The sequence below is a fragment of the Bacillus sp. Y3 genome (assembly GCF_008123875.1).
GTDB lineage: Bacteria > Bacillota > Bacilli > Bacillales > Bacillaceae > Bacillus > Bacillus altitudinis.
The window spans coordinates 81654-98536 of the sequence record NZ_VSSC01000009.1; the positions used below are offsets into that span (position 1 = coordinate 81654).

Here is a 16883-nt window from a genome sequence, read left to right on the forward strand (position 1 = left end):
TGGGTAAGATACTTGATGCAAAAGCACTAACCAGTGCCATGGATACAAGGGCGAAACACTATCAGGCACTCCGTGAAGAAATGGTTGATTTAAAAAAAGCGCTACAGGGCGTGGCGAATCTAGGTGATGACTTTACTGGAAAAGGTGCCGATAATATTAAAAGCTTCTACAAAGAACTCGCCGGAAATGTGGACATGTTCATCAGCTTTATTGATAAGCAAAAAGCCTTTCATGAAGGTGTTTCTGGAACGCTTGATGATACAAACTTTGGCGGCGATACCTTTGTAGAAGAACACTTTTTAGACAACGCTGTACATATGGGCATCAAAAACGCCAAAAGCATCGTGAAGGATCAAAAAAAGGCACTCAAAACGATTTTTCAAGATATTGATGACCTCATTTCTCTGGAGGTATTTGATAGTAAAACCTTTGACGAAAAGATTGCAGATGCGGAAGATGAACGGAAGAAAACGGTTAAAGATTTAATAGAACTTGATCAAAATCTAAAAGATGAATATGCTTTGTCAGAGACGGAGCAGCAGGCTACAATGGCATTGTACGCAGAAATGATGAATGCGACAAATGACGGAAAATCCATTTCGCCTATGAATTTTGACAAGAAAGCGTATCAAAATAGCGAAATCTACAAGGCAAAAAGCGATATTGAGAAGCAAACTTCTGAATATCTAAAAATCAAAAAAGATCAAGAAGAAGCCCGCAAGATCGCAAAGGAACAAGAAGCGCTCGCCAACCGTCCTTGGTATGAAAAAGCCCTTGATTATGGGGGAAACATTGTCAATGAGCTAACCGGTGTGAATGATGCAAAACGAGCAGCAACAGGCATTGATCCAATAACAGGCGAGGAACTCACGGCAGGCCAACGAGTCGCTGCAGGTGGCATGGCAGCAGCAGGCTATATCCCAATCGTCGGTTGGGCAGGACGCATTTTCAAAGGCGGAAAAGCCGTCTATAAAACGACTCAAGCCACGTCCGCCGCAGTCAGAGCAGTCGACATTTACAAGACATCACAAAAATCCTTTGACGCCCTGAAAACGTCTCAAAAAGGCTTATATGGCCTCATCGCAACAAACGGCTTCAGCGAAGCGATTACGGGTCGAGATATGTTTGGAAATAAAGTCTCGAAAGAACAGCAGGAAGCGAGTATGAATGCGGCGCTGGGCATGCTTTTGCCGTTTGGGGCGAAAGGGTTTCATGGGAAGATGGGGATTAAAAAAACAAGTGGTTTAAGTAAAATACCTGAAAATAGCATTAAACATTCTAATAAAGGAGATTTCACAACAAACCCTAAAACAGGGGATATTTCAAAAATGAAGGGTGGAGGACACGGACAACACAATATAAAATTCTTACAAGAAAATAATATAGAATATAATATAAATAAAGTATATGAGAACGGTGTTAGGATAGGGAATGTGCCTGGTCATAAGGTGAAAGCAAAACGAACAGGTTCTAACCAATCTTGGTTCCCAGAAAACTGGACAGAATCTGATATTGCGGCAGCGGGTGCCAAAATTGTTGAGTCACCTGATTTTTCTAAAGTGGAAAATGGAGTGGCTATCTTTGGTGAATATAAAGGAGTAAGAGTTGGAGTTATTAAAACCAATGGAGAAGTAGGAACTATTTTTCCGGATGCTACAAAACAACCTTAATGTGGAGGATCAACATGGACATTGAAAATACATTAAATAGAGTATTAGATAAAAGAAAAAAATTAGATTTAAATGATGATTACGGTATACAGAAGAGTTGGGATGAAATAATAGAAATTCTCGGAGAAAACGAAGAGAGAACGTTGGAATATTTAGAACGTTGCAGTAAAGAAGATTTATATTGGATAAGTGAAGTGTTTGAAGACATATCAGAAGTTTTACAAAGTAAGGAATTAATTAAATGTTTGCGTAGGTTGGATAAAAAATATCCTGAATTAGAGATGAAACAAGATATTGATCTAGCAGAAAGCTATATTGAAGATTAAATTTTATGATCTATTTAACTAATAATAATATGTTAATCTAATCCAATCACCACATAAAAGGAGAATCAGCCATGTTATGGATTTTCACACAAAACCAGCAAAGTCTGGTCCACGTCAATGAAGTCACAGTACAGGGTAAAAAAATTGAAGGGATCATGGGAAATGATTCTTGGACAAAAACTCTCGGCAAGTATGACTCAAGCGATCGAGCAGCAGAGATTCTGCAAGACATTGTAAAGTCGGTTGAAGAAAATCAAGGTGCATCTATTACGTACCGAATGCCTCATCAATAAAAAAGAAACCACCTTTCCATTGCGAAAAGGTGGTTTTGTTTATGAAGGTGTTTTGGTAAAGGCTAAAAATAACGGAATGCCTGTGCCGACAAGTGTTGTGGCAAATAGGAACATACCGCAAATGAATAGAAAATGACTGGCTGAAAAGACGAGTGCCAGAATAAGAAATACGATGCTGAGTCCTGCCATGCTATATGATGGGACAAAGCGGCGTTTGTATGTGGCTTTCTTTGTTAGGAATGAGAAGAAAATGCCAAATAATAAAGGGACAATCCATAAGTAAAATAAAATAATAAGAGACATACATCATACCTCGATTTTTTCCTTCTATTTTATCAGATGCCAATCACAACGGATACTACAAAGCTTCACTTTGTAAAATAGTTCATGCAATCGACACAATTAAGTGGGCTGATTGATCGAATTTGTTTTTTGTTTCATATATTCAGGCTGTAAAAGTGCGTACACACAGTGATCGGCAAAGTGGTCGCCCAGCCATTCACATTGTCTTAATATGCCTTCAAGTGAAAAAGATAAACGCTCTGCGATGCGTCTGCTTTTTTGATTATCAACAGCGGCCCTTATTTCAATGCGGTGCAGACCGCACTCTTCAAATAAATAGTGAATGACCGCTTTGCATGCTTTTGTCATGATGCCTTTTCCTTGATAGCCTTCCCCGAGCCAATAGCCAATGGAAACCGTCCGATTAATCCAATGAATTTGGTGGGTGCCAATGATACCAACGAGTTCTCCATGTGACCAGATGCCAGCCTGAAAACCATTGTTTTGCAAAGCTTGCTGCATGGCACCTTGAATAAACGCCATGCTGTCTTCTTCTGTCTGTGTGGAATCGACCCATAGCATCCATTCACGTAAGTGCTCTCTTGAGCGTTGGATGAGCAGATACAGACTTCTCGCGTCTCTTGGTTCAAGTAGCCGCATGGATAGATCTTGATCCTGATAAAAAAACATGTGATCACATCCTTTCAAGGGAAATTCTACCACAACCCGATATAAAAGACAGCCTGATCACTGTCTTTTACATAAACGTATCCACAATTAAAAACAGATTAAGTGCGACAACAAGAGCTGCTATCACCCAAGATATTCCGGTCACCCAGCGAGCATTCGTCAAATCGCCCATAATTCGTTTTTTACTTGTAAACAAAATGAGCGGAATTAAAGCAAACGCAATGCCAAAGGATAAGACCACTTGACTCATCACAAGCGCAGATGTCGGATTGACCCCAGATGCAATGATCGCAATAGGGGGAATGATGGTAATCAGCCGGCGGACATATAGCGGAATTCGGTACTGAATAAAACCCTGCATAATAATATCGCCTGACAGTGTACCGACAGAAGAACTGGAAAGTCCGGCTACAAGCAGACCTACACCAAATAAGATCGCTGATACAGGACCTGCGAGAGTGCCAAAATGCTGAAATGCTACATCTAAATCCTCAACAAAAAGACCATTTTTAAAAAATAAAGCAGCTGCTACAATCAACATGCTGGCATTGATGGCGCCAGCAACTACCATCGCAATGAGGATGTCTAAAAACTCAAAACGAAAAATCAGCTTTTTCTCTTTTTCCGTTCTGCCGACGACTCTTCTTTGCGTTAAGGCTGAATGGAGATAGATCGCATGCGGCATCACCGTAGCGCCTAAAATACCAGCGGCAAGCAGTACGCTGTCTGTCCCTTCAAACCTTGGAATGAACAGTCCACCGGCGACACTTGCAAGATCAGGTTTGGCGACAAAGGTTTGTACAGCGAAAGCAATCACGACAACAAACAGCATGCCGGTAATTCCTGCTTCTAACGCTCGATAACCTCGCCTTTGGAGCTCTAAAATGGCAAAAGAACCGATCGCTGCAATAATCGATGCTTCAAGCAGCGGGATACGAAAGAGTAAGTATAAACCAAGGGCAGCCCCGATAAATTCGGCTAAATCTGTGGCGATAATGACGAGCTCGCCCTGAATCCATAAACCAATCGAGACTGGTTTTGGAAACTCTTCTCGCGCAATTTCAGGTAAATTTTTCCCTGTTGCGATTCCAAGCTTTGCAGACAAAGACTGGATGAGTAAGGCCATGAGATTGGATATGAGAATGACCCATAACAGAAGATAGCCATATTTCGAGCCAGCCGCAATGTTGGTCGCAAAGTTTCCTGGATCAATATAGGCAATGGCTGCGATAAAAGCAGGCCCGAGAAAAGGAAGGAGCCTTCTAAAACCCTTCACCTTTCCTTCAAGTGCACGCTCCGCTGCCACTGACATGTGGGCTTGTGCCTCGATGTATTTGTTTGTCATATGTCATCACCTAGATTCTACAAAGTTTTGCTTTGGCACAAAAAGTTTCCTCGATGCAATTTTTAATCATCATATGCCCATCTTCATGAAAAGTCAACTATCTGAACTAATAGGTTTGTTTATCATATGTAAGTGAAAAAAATAGATACCTTGTCAATCAAAACATAAAAAACACCGCCTCTTATCTTAGGCGGTGCATCCTCTGCTTCCTCTTCTTTTCTATCGTTTTTTAAGAAACCCTTGATCCAACGCTGCGGAAGATCAGGCTTAAAATAATGACAAAAATGGCTGCTCCTAAGATCGCTGGAATGATCGCAAATCCTGCCAGACTAGGACCCCACGTTCCAAGTAATCCATGACCAATCCAAGCACCTGCAAGCCCGGCAATCATTGAACCGATCCAGCCTCCTGGTACACTGCCTCCAGCGAGTGCACTCCCAATGAGACCAATGACAATCGCCACAACTAATGAAATCAGAAATCCTAACATGTTGATCACTCCTCTTTTGTTTATTGTTTACTAAGCAATAACCGTTTTAAAAGAGATTAAAACCTTTCGGAACCACTTCAATGTTCGATACGTATGATGGACAAGGATTGTGTATAATAACAGACATATACTTGAACGGCATCTAAGGAGGCAAATCGCATGGAGGAAAGAGAGTGGTTAAAAGCACAATTAAAAGAGATTGAAAAGTGGGAGAAAGACCAGCAAAAGGTATGGTTTTGGGAGAAACTTAGCCGGCTTCCATTTCAAATGCTGGACAAGCTGACCCCTGCCTTTATTCAAAAGAAAATCGGTGTGTTATTAGATGAGATGGGGCACTACATTCAATCAGGCGGTGTCTATTTGACGTCAGAGAAAGGCATTATTCATCAATTTCAAAAGAAATGTGCCGATGAATCGATTCAGCGTATTGAAGATATTGAGGCGGCTCCGATCGAGGTCATGGATGCCATTAGTGATCAGATGGGGAAAAACCGAACAAACCTCGCCACTGTACAAGGTGCGACAACAGGTGTCGGAGGTATGTTTACATTAGCGGCAGATATTCCGGCTGTCCTCGGTCTCTCTTTAAAAACATTACAGGATATCGCCGTCACCTATGGCTATGATCCGAAAAATAAAGAAGAACGAGTCTTTATCATTAAATGTTTACAGCTGAATTCTGCTGACGTTGTTGGGAAACAATCAATATTAAAAGAGCTGAAGAGCTATCATGCATCAGAAGGGAAGCACGAAAACATGATCTCTCAAATTCAAGGATGGCGTGAGGTCGTATATAACTACCGTGATTCGTTTGGTTGGAAGAAGCTGTTTCAACTTGTTCCAATTGCGGGGATTTTGTTTGGTGCAGCGTCCAACCGCTCACAGTTAAAAGGAATTGCTGAAACAGGCATCATGCAATATCGAAAGCGCAGAATATTATCAAGATTAGAGGAGCTCGCTCAGCAAGAACAGCGTGACTCCGGCGCATAAAAAAATCCCTCTCTAAAGGGATTTTTTATTTGGTCTCAGCATCTTCTTCAAACGCTTGAATCGGAGAATATTCATAGCGTGCCCGGAGCTCGCGGATTTGTTTGATCAAGGTGGAACCGATGATCCTTTCTGCTTCATCATACAAAGGATCGAGCGCTTTCATCCATTTTTGCCGCTCTGCTGGTGTTAATTCGTGTATGGCAATTGGAGATTCGCGTTTAATTTCCTCCAGCTGATCCTTGTTCATTTGTTCGGCATGTTTTTCGTTCCATGCCGTTGTTTCTTCCATCGCTTCGAGTAAAATTCGTTTCGTCTCAGGTGTCTGACGATCAAAAAAAGATTGATCCGTTAAGACGACATACCCTAAATACCCGTGATTACTGATCGTCATATAGTCTTGTATATGATAGAATTTTTTTGAATAAATATTTGAAATTGTATTTTCTTCACCGTCTACTTTTTTTGTTTCTAGCAGCTGAAATGTTGAATTAAACGATTCCTGATAGGGTTTTGCGCCAAGAAGCTTGAATTGTTTTTCAATCATGTCACTTTGCATAATACGGAGAGATTGCTTTTTTAAATCACTAGGCTGCTTGATTGGGCCTTTATTCGAAGTGATTTGCTTAAAGCCATTTGTCCAGTAGGCCATTCCCTTTAGTCCGTCTTTTTGCAGTGTGCCGAACAGTCTCTGTCCAATCGCACCATGTAACCCTTCTTGGACAGCATCGTAGTTAGAAAAGGCAAAGGGCAGATCAAGTGCCAGCCATTCAGGGGACAGCATGCCGAGCTTTGACGTAGACGGAGCAATAAATTGAACTTGATTCTCTTTTAGTGCATTAATTTCTTCGATATCAGAATAAAGACTCCCGTTTGAAAAGATTTGAATGCTGATCCTGCCGTCGGATTTTTCATGAACAAGCTCAGCAAATTTCTTTGCAGCCAGCCCTTTTGGGGTATTATCTGCGACAACATGGCTGAATTTGAACACAAGCTGATCCTTCAGCCCAGTCTGTTCATCGTCGAAGGTCGTCGCTGATTTAGGCATCATATGATAAAAACCAAAGTATAAAGCGGTTACAAAACCGATGATGAGCAATAGCGTATAGGCGAGTAAATTCTTCATGCGTCAGATCCCCCTTATGTCAAGGATACTTGACAGAGGAAGAATTCGTAAAGATACAGGTGAAAAAATGATGAGAAATCGACTGAAATTACAACAATTATCTATTAGATGGAAGCTCACCATCCTCACATATTTCGTTGTCATTTTTGCCCTTTTAATCGGAGGAATTGTTCTGGTCGGGGGAATTCAGCAAACAGAGGAACGAGAACTTCGAAAAAGGCTCATGAACACGGCAAGAACAGTAGCTGAGATGAATGAGGTAAAGCAGGCATTGGATGATCAGACAAAGGAGCGTGCGCGTTTGCAGCATGCCATTGAAGAGATTCGGATTATCCAAGATGCTGACTACATTGTTGTCATGGATATGGATCACGTGCGACTGACACATCCAGTGAAAACAAGAATTGGCCAGCGCTCAGAGGGGACAGATGAAGAACCTGCCTTTGCAGAGCATATCTATTTCTCAGAAGCACAGGGAGAGCTTGGCACAGCCATTAGAGCCTTTTATCCAGTAAAGGATGAAAAATTTAACCAAACAGGGGTTGTACTAGTCGGAAGAACATTACCGAGTATGGCAGATATATTAGGAGAAATGAAGCAGGATATCCTCATGATCCTTTTGCTGACGCTTAGCTTTGGTCTTGTCGGTTCATTTTTGCTCGCCCGTCATATTAAACAGCAAATGTTTAAGCTGGAGCCGCATGAGATTGTCAGAATGCTAGAGGAACGCACCGCTACCTTTCATTCCATTAATGAAGGGGTCATTGCCATTGATAACCAGCACATGATCACCATTTTTAATGAAAAAGCAAAGCAAATTTTCAGCGTGACTGGTGATGTAGTGGGCCGAAATATTTGGGATGTGCTGTCAGATACAAGGCTTCCAGAAATCATTGACCGCGCAGAACCTGTCTACAATGAAGAAATTCATATGAGCGGAAAGCGGATCATGAGCAGCCGAATTCCGATTGTGATGAAAAAGAAAATCATCGGAGCGGTTGCGATTTTTCAGGACCGGACAGAGGCGGCCAAATTGGCGGAGGAATTAACCGGGGTGAAGAACTTCGTTGATGGCCTGCGGGTGCAAAATCATGAACATATGAATAAGCTTCATACAATTGCGGGATTAATTCAGCTGGGGAAAGCCGATCAAGCGCTCGATTTAGCGTTTCAAACGACCGAAGAACAGGAGCATGTGACGGACTTTCTCCACCGTGTAATACAGCATGATGCAGTTGCAGGTTTATTGATGAGCAAGATAAGAAGGGGCAAGGAGCTAGGCATAAAGGTTGAAGTAGATGAAAATAGCAGTCTGCGCGATTTCCCAGAGCGGCTGGATCAGCATGATATGACGAAGCTACTTGGCAACCTGATCGAGAATGCCTTTGCCGCGTATGATACTGTAGAAAGAGACACAAAACTCATTTCTATTAGTATTGATCAAACAGAGGATGTCCTCGCGATCTTAATTGAAGATTATGGATCTGGAATAGAAGAGGACATGATTCCTCATATTTTCGACAAAGGCTTTACTCACGGTAAAGAAGGCGGAACAGGCTACGGGCTGTATATTGTAAAAACGATTATCGACAAAGGAATGGGAAATGTAGAAGTCACATCAAGCATCGGCATTGGTACCACCTTCTCAATCGAATTCCCAATGACAATAGAGGAGAGAGACAGATGACTCAGATTAAGGTGCTATTAATTGAAGATGACCCGATGGTGCAAGAAGTCAATAAAGAGTTCATTAAGAGTGTCCCTGGCTTTCAAGTTGCGGCTGTAGCAGGAAATGGCGAGCAGGGCATCCAGCTGATCAAAGACATTCGCCCAGATCTTGTGGTGCTCGATGTGTATATGCCTAAAAAAGATGGCGTCAAAACACTGCAAGACATCAGAAAGCAAAAGATGCAGGTGGATGTGATTGTGATTTCGGCAGCAAAGGACAAAGAGACGATCGGCACCATGCTTCAAAATGGTGCCCGAGATTATATCATTAAGCCATTTAAGTTTGAACGGATGAAAGAATCTCTTGAAAGCTATAAAGCGTTCAAATCAAAAATTCGTACCGCAGCAGAATTTTCTCAAGAGATGCTCGATGATATCATACGAAAGCCTGCAGTTAAGCAGGAAGAGACATGGCTTCCTAAGGGGCTGAATGTGCATACGATGAATGAAATTAAAGCCTATATGCGTCTGCAAGACGGAGCGCAGTCTGCAGAGGAAGTCGCCAATGCACTTGGGATTGCACGTGTTACGGCACGCCGTTATTTAGACTTCCTTGTAAAAGAAGGCGAGCTGAAATTAGATATGCAATATGGCGGGGTCGGACGCCCTGTGAATAAATATATCGTACATTCTGACTAAGAGACCAAAAAGACCAAAATGTACGATATGTCCATAAGCTTCACAGCCTTTGATGAAATCGCTATCATTTACCTACAGATAACAGTTAAGCGTTTACATCAAAGGGTGAGGGAGTTGATTTTTTATGAAGAGGCTATTGAAGAACCTGACATTTCAGGTCATTGCAGCTGTCATTATCGGGATCATTGTTGGGATGGTTTGGCCAAACGTCGGGAAAGAAATGAAGCCGCTTGGTGACACATTTATTAATGCAGTGAAAATGGTCATTGCACCCATTATTTTCTTAACCATTGTTCTTGGAATTGCCAAGATGGGGGATATGAAAAAGGTTGGAAAAGTTGGGGGAAAAGCTTTTATCTATTTCGAAGTTGTGACGACGCTTGCGCTTGTCATCGGACTGTTTGTGGTCAATATCATGAAGCCAGGAGCAGGTCTTGACTATAGTAAGCTTGAAAAAGGGGATGTCTCGCAATATACCCAAAACGGGGGACAGGGTATCGACTGGATGGAGTTTGTCACACACATTGTGCCATCTAACATGGTAGATGCCTTTGCAAAGGGAGATATTTTACAGGTCTTATTCTTCTCTATTTTATTCGGTGTTGCGCTCGCTGCACTTGGCGAGAAGGGGAAAGGCATCATCGAATGGCTTGATAAGCTGTCGCTTGTCTTCTTTAAAATCATTGGTTACATCATGCGTGCCGCGCCATTAGGGGCATTTGGAGCAATGGCTTATACAATTGGACACTTCGGTTTAGCTTCAATTAAACCACTGGCTAGTCTGATGCTTTCCGTTTATATGACGATGTTCCTGTTTATTTTCGTCGTGCTGAACATCATTTGTAAAATGTATGGCTTCAGCTTGTTCGGTTACCTCCGTTTTATCAAAGATGAAATTTTAATTGTTCTTGGCACAAGTTCTTCAGAATCTGTTCTGCCAAGAATGATGGATAAAATGGAACGCTACGGGTGCTCTAAGTCGGTTGTTGGACTTGTCATTCCGACAGGCTATTCCTTTAACTTAGATGGAACCTCCATTTACTTGTCCATGGCTGTGGTCTTCTTAGCGCAAGTGTTTGGGGTGGACCTATCCATCGGACAGCAAATCACGATTATCCTTGTTCTGATGCTCACATCAAAGGGAGCAGCTGGAGTCACAGGAAGCGGATTTATCGTGCTGGCTTCTACACTTGCTGCACTTCAGGTTATCCCGCTAGAAGGTCTTGCACTGCTATTAGGGGTCGACCGTTTCATGAGTGAAGGAAGAGCGATTACGAACCTGATTGGAAATGGAATTGCTACAATTGTTGTAGCGAAAAGTGAAGGGGAATTTGACGAAGCGAAGAGTAAAACAGCGCTACAGGAAATGCGAAATATCAAGCAGGCTGTTTAGTATAAAAACAACCAAAAACCGAAACCTTATGTTCTACATGGGGTTCGGTTTTTTCTTGTGTAAAAAAGAAAAAAACATAAAAGCTTGATAAATTTAGGACGAATCGTAAGACCTCATTGACCTTTTGTTATATAATTTACAGAAAGATCCGATATAATGAATATGAGATCCAACGAAAAATAGACTTTAGTCCTGGCAGGTGTGTAACGTATGGCGGCATTTTTTAAATTGTTCGAAAAACCTGGTGTCAAGAGGTTTTCAGTATTTGTAGTATTAGCCACAGCATTATATCTATTAAGAGGAATGATGAATTTAATTCTCCTGACCTTCATTTTCACCTTTTTAATGAACCGGTTAGAAGAGGTCATAAGAGGCTTTTTAAATCGCTTCCTGAAAATAGGACAGAAATCAGTCATCACCATTTTGTACATCCTTCTGGCTGGTGGATTGACGTTTGGCGGCTTTGTGTTTGTGCCCATCATCGCTAAACAGGTGGAACAGTTATTTCATTTAGGGAAAAAGATTGCAGATCATCCACAAGATTTACCCTTCTTTGACGTCGTCACCAATGTGTTCGGAGATTTCAAAATATCTTCTTTCTTCGAGAAAGGGTTTAATTTCCTCTATACATACTTAACAGATTTCAGCACGTTCAGTATCCAGGTCATTATGTCCTTAATATTAAGCATGTTCTTCCTGTTCGAAAAGGAACGCCTCATTCAATTCATGAATAAGTTCAAAACGAGTAAAATCTCCGTGTTCTATCATGAAATTGCCTTCTTTGGACGTAAGTTTTCCAGAACATTTGGTAAGGTACTTGAAGCACAGTTCATCATTGCAACAGTTAACTGTGTCTTAACGACAATTGCGCTTGGCATTATGGGCTTCCCGCAATTATTTGGATTAGCGGTCATGGTCTTCTTGTTAGGTTTAATTCCGGTAGCGGGTGTGGTCATCTCTCTCGTTCCACTTAGCATCATTGCGTATACACTTGGAGGCGGAATGTACGTCCTATATATTGTGCTGGTGATCGTGATCATCCATGCCATTGAAGCCTACTTCTTAAATCCGAAGCTCATGTCAGCTAAAACAGAGCTCCCTATTTTCTTCACGTTTATTGTCCTGATCTTCTCTGAACACTATATTGGCATTTGGGGACTGATTATCGGCATCCCAATCTTTGTGTTTATCTTAGATATCTTGGAGGTCACGAATAAGGAAGAAAGTAATTAAAAAGTTCATATGAACCTGTTTACAATTTTCTAAAAATAAGGTATAAATAGTATGAAAATATCATATTACCACACGCTTAATCCTTCTAAAGGAATGGGGGACCCAAGTTTTTGGGGTGAATTTTTCTTATTTTAAGAAAAAAGGACATCTCTTCGTCCTAACCCGTCAGCTAACCTCATCAGCGTGAAGAGAGTAGACAGTGGTACACGTATGGACACGCAGGCCCACGAGAAGACTCTCTCGTGGGCCTTTTTGACGAGGAAGGGGAGATTTTATTGAAGCTTGCGACGAAAATTATTATTGCTTTAATTGTAGGTGCAATCACAGGACTACTACTCAACATTTTTGCTCCAAACGTATTCAAAGTGTTAGACCCTTATCTATTTACACCTCTAGGTCAAATCTTCTTAAACCTGATTAAAATGTTAGTTGTACCGATTGTCTTCTTTTCGATCACACTTGGTGTAGCAGGCCTTGGCGATCCGAAAAAACTTGGCAGAATCGGCGTGAAAACCATTACTTACTTTCTACTCACTACGACTTTTGCCATCATTATTGGCATTTCATTGGCCTTACTTATTAAGCCAGGCGCATTCGGTAATTTTGATACGAAAGCGGCAGAATATTCCGCTGAGGAAGCCCCGTCAATGGCAGACACACTACTCAACATTATTCCAACCAATCCAGTCCAATCTCTAGTTGAAGGAAACATGCTTCAAATTATCGTCTTTTGTGTATTTTTAGGTCTCGGCATTGCCTTGCTCGGTAAAAAAACAGAAGGTTTGCTGAAGCTGTTTGAACAAGGAAATGAATTAATGATGTATCTTGTCGGTGTTGTGATGAAATTCGCACCGTACGGGACATTCGGTTTGATCGCAACGGCGATTGGCAGTCAGGGGCTCGATGCCATGAAAGCGATGGGACTTTACTTCTCAGTCGTCTTAATTGCGCTGATCTTGCATTTCTTCCTGACCTATGGGTCAACCGTTGCCCTATTAGCTAAACGAAATCCAATGGCATTCTTCAAAGGATTTTCTCCAGCGATGGTTGTGGCATTTAGTACATCAAGCAGTAACGCAGTACTGCCAGTATCAATGGAAACAGCTCAAAAGCGCTTAAAGGTGCCAGAACCTATTTCAAGCTTTGTGCAGCCGCTAGGTGCGACCATTAATATGGATGGTACAGCGATCATGCAAGGGGTTGCGACTATTTTTATCGCACAAGTGTATGGAGTTGAATTAACCCTTGTTCAAATGCTGACAGTTGTCTTAACGGCAGTACTAGCAAGTATTGGCACAGCAGGTGTCCCAGGGGTAGGGCTCATCATGCTAGCCATGGTTTTAAATTCCGTGAATCTTCCTGTTGAGGGCATTGCGCTGATCCTTGGCATAGACCGCTTATTAGACATGGCAAGAACCGTGGTCAATATTACAGGTGACGCAGCATGTGCGGTGATTGTTTCTGAAACCGAGAAGAAACATGAGAAGGAAGCACCAACACCTAACTTATCACTGTAGCAACAAGAAGGGCTGACTGGATCAGCCCTTTTTTTCGTGGAACGGCTTGTCTAGCGTGATATACTTTTTACAGGATGAGCGGCCGTAACTGCCGCCATAGGTTTTACATCAGAAGGAGGAACCACTTTGCAGTCTGCTGTTTTACACATAGAGAACGTCGATAAACAAATTGGCCGGCATCAAATTTTGCAACATATTTCGATGGATATTAGGCAAGGGGAAATTGTCGGTTTACTTGGACCAAATGGGTCTGGAAAAACGACCTTGATTCGATTGATCGTTGGCTTGATGAAAAAAAACAACGGCCGGATCATCATAAATGGATATTCTCAAGATGATGATCATCAAAAGGCGATGTCATCTGTTGGGGCGATCATAGAAAATCCGGAATTTTATTCATATTTAACAGGTTTTGAAAACCTTGAGCTGTATGCCTCTATGCATGATGGAGTTTCAGAAGAGCGCATTCTTGAAGTGGTAAAAAGAGTTCGTCTGGAGCACGCCATTCATCAGAAGGTCAAAACGTATTCACTAGGGATGAAACAAAGGCTTGGGATTGCACAAGCCATTTTGCATAAGCCCAATTTGCTCATTTTAGATGAACCAACAAATGGGCTTGATCCCGCAGGAATGAAGGAGTTTCGAGAGCACTTGCAACTGCTTGTACAAGAAGAAGGTGTCTCTGTGTTATTTGCTACACATCTTTTGCATGAAGTAGAAGAGCTTTGTGACCGTATGATCATCATCCAAAAAGGACAGATCAAAGCTAATACAAACCTTCGCGACATGGAAGGGAAAGAGCAGGTGCTGATGAATATTCAGCCAGTAGAAAAGGCAGTTTCATGGCTAGATACGCAAGGATATACATATGAACAAAGGGATCAGCATGTGCTGGTTCAACTGAATAAAGACCGTGTGCCGGAGCTGAATAAACAGCTTGTCTTAGCAGAATTTGATGTACTTGAAATGACGCCTCAAAAACAATCAATTGAAGAGGCCTTTATGAAATGGACGGAAGGTGGGACGGCAGATGCTTCAACTCATCAAGAATGAACATAAAAAAATCACGAGACAAAAGATCACATTCATTGCACTTGGACTGATTGTTGTCTTTCAATTGACGATGGCTCTAGCATTGAAACGAGTCATTTCCGGGCTTGGCGGGCAAGATACAGTCGCGAACTATTTTGCTTATTCCACGAATGTTGTGTTTATTTTACAAGTGTTCGCTGTCGTGATTGGCGCCACATTGATCTCAACAGAGTTTCAAAAAAGAACCATCAAGTTCTTGTTGATTCGGCCAAAGACAAGGCTTCATATTTTCTTGTCAAAATACATCACTCTTGTGCTGATGGTCCTTTACCTGTTTGTTTTTTATTATGTGTTCGCTTTTCTTTTTGGCCTTATTTTCTTTGGTACTGATTTTGATGAAAGCACTGGACGGTTATTTCTGCACACATTTGCTGTGATTGGATCACAGTGGGTGGAAGTGGTCATGATGGCAAGCTTTGCTTTTCTGTGCTCAAGTTTGTTTAGAAACAGTCTGATTGCACTTGTGACTTCATTTTTCGTCTTATACGCGGCGAAATCACTAGTGTCGATCATGTCTCTGTTAGAAAATCAGTGGGGGAAGATTCTACTTTTCGCTAATACGGACTTCACACAATACAGTTTTCAAGGTCCGCCGCTCTTTCAGGGCATGAGCCCTCTGTTTTCGCTATTCATTGTAGGGGCGCATTTTGTTTTCTTTGTTGGTGCTGCTTGGCTCCTTTTTTGGAAGCGTGATGTAAATGTGTAAAAATTGTGTCAAATAACAAGAAAAATTCGTGACATCTTTGTGAAAACGAGTCTGTATTTCACGATAACCGGCTGATTTTGTCTTATAATAAGACAGAGTCATGGAGGTGGCACTATCGTGAAAAATTTTATTACGGCTTTACCCATTTTGTTGCTGTTGTCGTTTTCGTTTGTGTCTTTTGCCTTCCAGTTTGATCATCTTGTTTATTTCAGACTAGCGCTAGGGATCTTTTCATTAGCGGGTCTTTTCTTTCTGTATACACTTAAAAGAAACATGAAATGGTTCATGGTCTATTTATATGCGAGCTGGATCGTGCTTGCTGCCGTTACGACATTTGAAGAACCCGTGTTTTCACAATTCTTCTTCGGTGGTTTAACGATGACAATGGGTTATCTAACATATATGCTCATCTATTTAGGAATGAAGCAAGACCGTGTAGCGAAATCACATTAAAACAAAAGCCGATAAAATCGAAGAATAGATTTTATCGGCTTTTTCTTTTCTTCGGGCAAATAAAAAAGCAGCCATCTGTTTGACTGCTCTTCTTGTGTTTATGATTCACGTCCAGCAGCGGCAAGCTGCTTCTGGTGCTTTTTGTCGATGGTTTCGTATATACTTTCCATCATTTTAGGGTCTTGCATGATTGCTTCCTTGTTTTCTTCGATCAATTGCTGATACGTTTTGATTTTCTTCTTAGACATGTAACTCAACGCTCCTTTGGTAGAATGGACTCTATAAGATTTCACACAGATGAAATTGATAATCATTTTCAATTAGCAACTCCATTATACAAAGCAGAATGTCATAAGTAAAGATTCAATTCAGAAAATTCACGTAACCGACATATTCCCATCCATATCGACGATGAATTCTTTCCCAGGAAATAATTCGCTGTCAAACCTTGTCATGAAATCAGATCAAACATTCCTGCCTATGTTGAAACGTTTTAGCCGCACATCTCGTCTTATGAAGAGATTTGATTTAAAAGGATATAAAAAAGACACCAGCATGAGTTGGCTGATGTCTCCATTCAATTGAGTTATGAAACGTGTTCTTGAAGAAACTCTGTTACTTCTTCAGGTGATTTAGCGTTGGCACTGTGTAAATGACCTGTTTTTTCGCCATTTTTGAAAATTAACAGGCTAGGAATTCCCATGACCTGATACGTTTCCGCTAACTCAGGAAAGTCGTCTTTGTTTATTTCAAACCATTCATTCTGAGCATAAGCCTCTAAGATGTCTGGAATGAACATGTCCATTCTAGTGCAATCAGGGCACCATGTCGCAAAGAATTTAACGATGACCTCTTTGTCTGATTGAATGATTTCGTTGAATTGTTCAGTGCTTGTAATTTTTTTCAATTTGTC

The 16883-nt window shown here is 41.4% G+C and carries 19 protein-coding genes and 1 riboswitch; of the genes, 12 read left to right on the forward strand and 7 right to left on the reverse strand.

Annotated elements, in window-relative coordinates:
• The first annotated feature begins 38 nt into the window (after window positions 1-38).
• The 3 genes from FXF70_RS17390 (at window position 39) to FXF70_RS17400 (ending at window position 2289) form a co-directional block, all read left to right on the forward strand.
• Window positions 39-1670: a T7SS effector LXG polymorphic toxin gene (locus FXF70_RS17390; protein ID WP_148780846.1), complete on the forward strand. Its 1632-nt coding sequence runs from the start codon at window positions 39-41 to the stop codon at window positions 1668-1670.
• 14 nt (window positions 1671-1684) lie between these two features.
• Complete coding sequence (locus FXF70_RS17395; RefSeq protein WP_072368456.1) at window positions 1685-1996, forward strand: hypothetical protein; 312 nt, start codon at window positions 1685-1687, stop codon at window positions 1994-1996.
• Between the two features lie 71 nt (window positions 1997-2067).
• A complete protein-coding gene (locus FXF70_RS17400; RefSeq protein WP_057078442.1) occupies window positions 2068-2289 on the forward strand; it encodes a hypothetical protein in 222 nt (73 codons plus the stop codon).
• A gap of 39 nt (window positions 2290-2328) precedes the next feature.
• Here the strand turns inward: FXF70_RS17400 and FXF70_RS17405 are convergent, their stop codons facing one another.
• From FXF70_RS17405 to FXF70_RS17420, 4 genes are all read right to left on the reverse strand, one after another.
• Window positions 2329-2592 (reverse strand): hypothetical protein, encoded by a 264-nt coding sequence (locus FXF70_RS17405; RefSeq protein ID WP_008346966.1) that lies wholly within the window; start codon window positions 2590-2592, stop codon window positions 2329-2331.
• Between the two features lie 99 nt (window positions 2593-2691).
• On the reverse strand, window positions 2692-3261 hold the full coding sequence (locus FXF70_RS17410) for a GNAT family N-acetyltransferase (RefSeq protein WP_008346964.1): 570 nt from the start codon (window positions 3259-3261) through the stop codon (window positions 2692-2694).
• Between the two features lie 67 nt (window positions 3262-3328).
• On the reverse strand, window positions 3329-4606 hold the full coding sequence (locus tag FXF70_RS17415) for an Nramp family divalent metal transporter (RefSeq protein WP_008346963.1): 1278 nt from the start codon (window positions 4604-4606) through the stop codon (window positions 3329-3331).
• A gap of 229 nt (window positions 4607-4835) precedes the next feature.
• Window positions 4836-5096: a GlsB/YeaQ/YmgE family stress response membrane protein gene (locus FXF70_RS17420; RefSeq protein WP_003214275.1), complete on the reverse strand. Its 261-nt coding sequence runs from the start codon at window positions 5094-5096 to the stop codon at window positions 4836-4838.
• A 159-nt stretch (window positions 5097-5255) separates the two neighbouring features.
• Between FXF70_RS17420 and FXF70_RS17425 the strand changes: the two genes are divergently transcribed.
• Window positions 5256-6086, forward strand: coding sequence for an EcsC family protein (locus FXF70_RS17425; RefSeq protein ID WP_047946991.1), 831 nt, complete (start codon window positions 5256-5258; stop codon window positions 6084-6086).
• Window positions 6087-6111: 25 nt separating this feature from the next.
• On the opposite strand, the gene FXF70_RS17430 is transcribed toward FXF70_RS17425, so the two are convergent.
• On the reverse strand, window positions 6112-7209 hold the full coding sequence (locus FXF70_RS17430; RefSeq protein ID WP_035390390.1) for a TRAP transporter substrate-binding protein: 1098 nt from the start codon (window positions 7207-7209) through the stop codon (window positions 6112-6114).
• A gap of 67 nt (window positions 7210-7276) precedes the next feature.
• On the opposite strand from FXF70_RS17430, the gene FXF70_RS17435 reads away from it, so the two are divergent.
• From FXF70_RS17435 to FXF70_RS17470, 8 genes are all read left to right on the forward strand, one after another.
• Window positions 7277-8896 (forward strand): ATP-binding protein, encoded by a 1620-nt coding sequence (locus tag FXF70_RS17435; protein ID WP_026050048.1) that lies wholly within the window; start codon window positions 7277-7279, stop codon window positions 8894-8896.
• Entirely contained in the window at window positions 8893-9576 is a 684-nt protein-coding gene (locus FXF70_RS17440) for a response regulator (protein ID WP_046342720.1), read from the forward strand. Before FXF70_RS17435 ends, FXF70_RS17440 begins: the two co-directional genes overlap by 4 nt.
• 124 nt (window positions 9577-9700) lie before the next feature.
• A complete protein-coding gene (gene dctP, locus FXF70_RS17445; protein ID WP_007496516.1) occupies window positions 9701-10969 on the forward strand; it encodes a C4-dicarboxylate transporter DctP in 1269 nt (422 codons plus the stop codon).
• Between the two features lie 210 nt (window positions 10970-11179).
• Window positions 11180-12202: an AI-2E family transporter gene (locus FXF70_RS17450; RefSeq protein ID WP_007496515.1), complete on the forward strand. Its 1023-nt coding sequence runs from the start codon at window positions 11180-11182 to the stop codon at window positions 12200-12202.
• A gap of 63 nt (window positions 12203-12265) precedes the next feature.
• Window positions 12266-12400: riboswitch (cyclic di-AMP (ydaO/yuaA leader) on the forward strand.
• A gap of 77 nt (window positions 12401-12477) precedes the next feature.
• Window positions 12478-13719 carry a dicarboxylate/amino acid:cation symporter gene (locus FXF70_RS17455; RefSeq protein WP_025206789.1) on the forward strand — a complete coding sequence of 414 codons (1242 nt, stop codon included), beginning with the start codon at window positions 12478-12480 and terminating at the stop codon, window positions 13717-13719.
• Window positions 13720-13845: 126 nt separating this feature from the next.
• A complete protein-coding gene (locus FXF70_RS17460) occupies window positions 13846-14772 on the forward strand; it encodes an ABC transporter ATP-binding protein (RefSeq protein ID WP_046527090.1) in 927 nt (308 codons plus the stop codon).
• The gene (locus tag FXF70_RS17465) at window positions 14750-15517 is read left to right on the forward strand and encodes an ABC transporter permease (RefSeq protein ID WP_024720482.1); all 768 of its coding nucleotides are present in this window, start codon (window positions 14750-14752) and stop codon (window positions 15515-15517) included. The genes FXF70_RS17460 and FXF70_RS17465 overlap by 23 nt, the downstream gene beginning before the upstream one ends.
• 117 nt (window positions 15518-15634) lie before the next feature.
• Window positions 15635-15970 carry a hypothetical protein gene (locus FXF70_RS17470; protein ID WP_017366657.1) on the forward strand — a complete coding sequence of 112 codons (336 nt, stop codon included), beginning with the start codon at window positions 15635-15637 and terminating at the stop codon, window positions 15968-15970.
• A 98-nt stretch (window positions 15971-16068) separates the two neighbouring features.
• Here the strand turns inward: FXF70_RS17470 and fbpB are convergent, their stop codons facing one another.
• Window positions 16069-16218 (reverse strand): Fur-regulated basic protein FbpB, encoded by a 150-nt coding sequence (gene fbpB, locus FXF70_RS17475; protein ID WP_065461547.1) that lies wholly within the window; start codon window positions 16216-16218, stop codon window positions 16069-16071.
• A 338-nt stretch (window positions 16219-16556) separates the two neighbouring features.
• Window positions 16557-16877, reverse strand: a complete 321-nt coding sequence (locus FXF70_RS17480; protein ID WP_008346934.1) for a thioredoxin family protein — start codon at window positions 16875-16877, stop codon at window positions 16557-16559.
• Window positions 16878-16883: the final 6 nt, after the last annotated feature.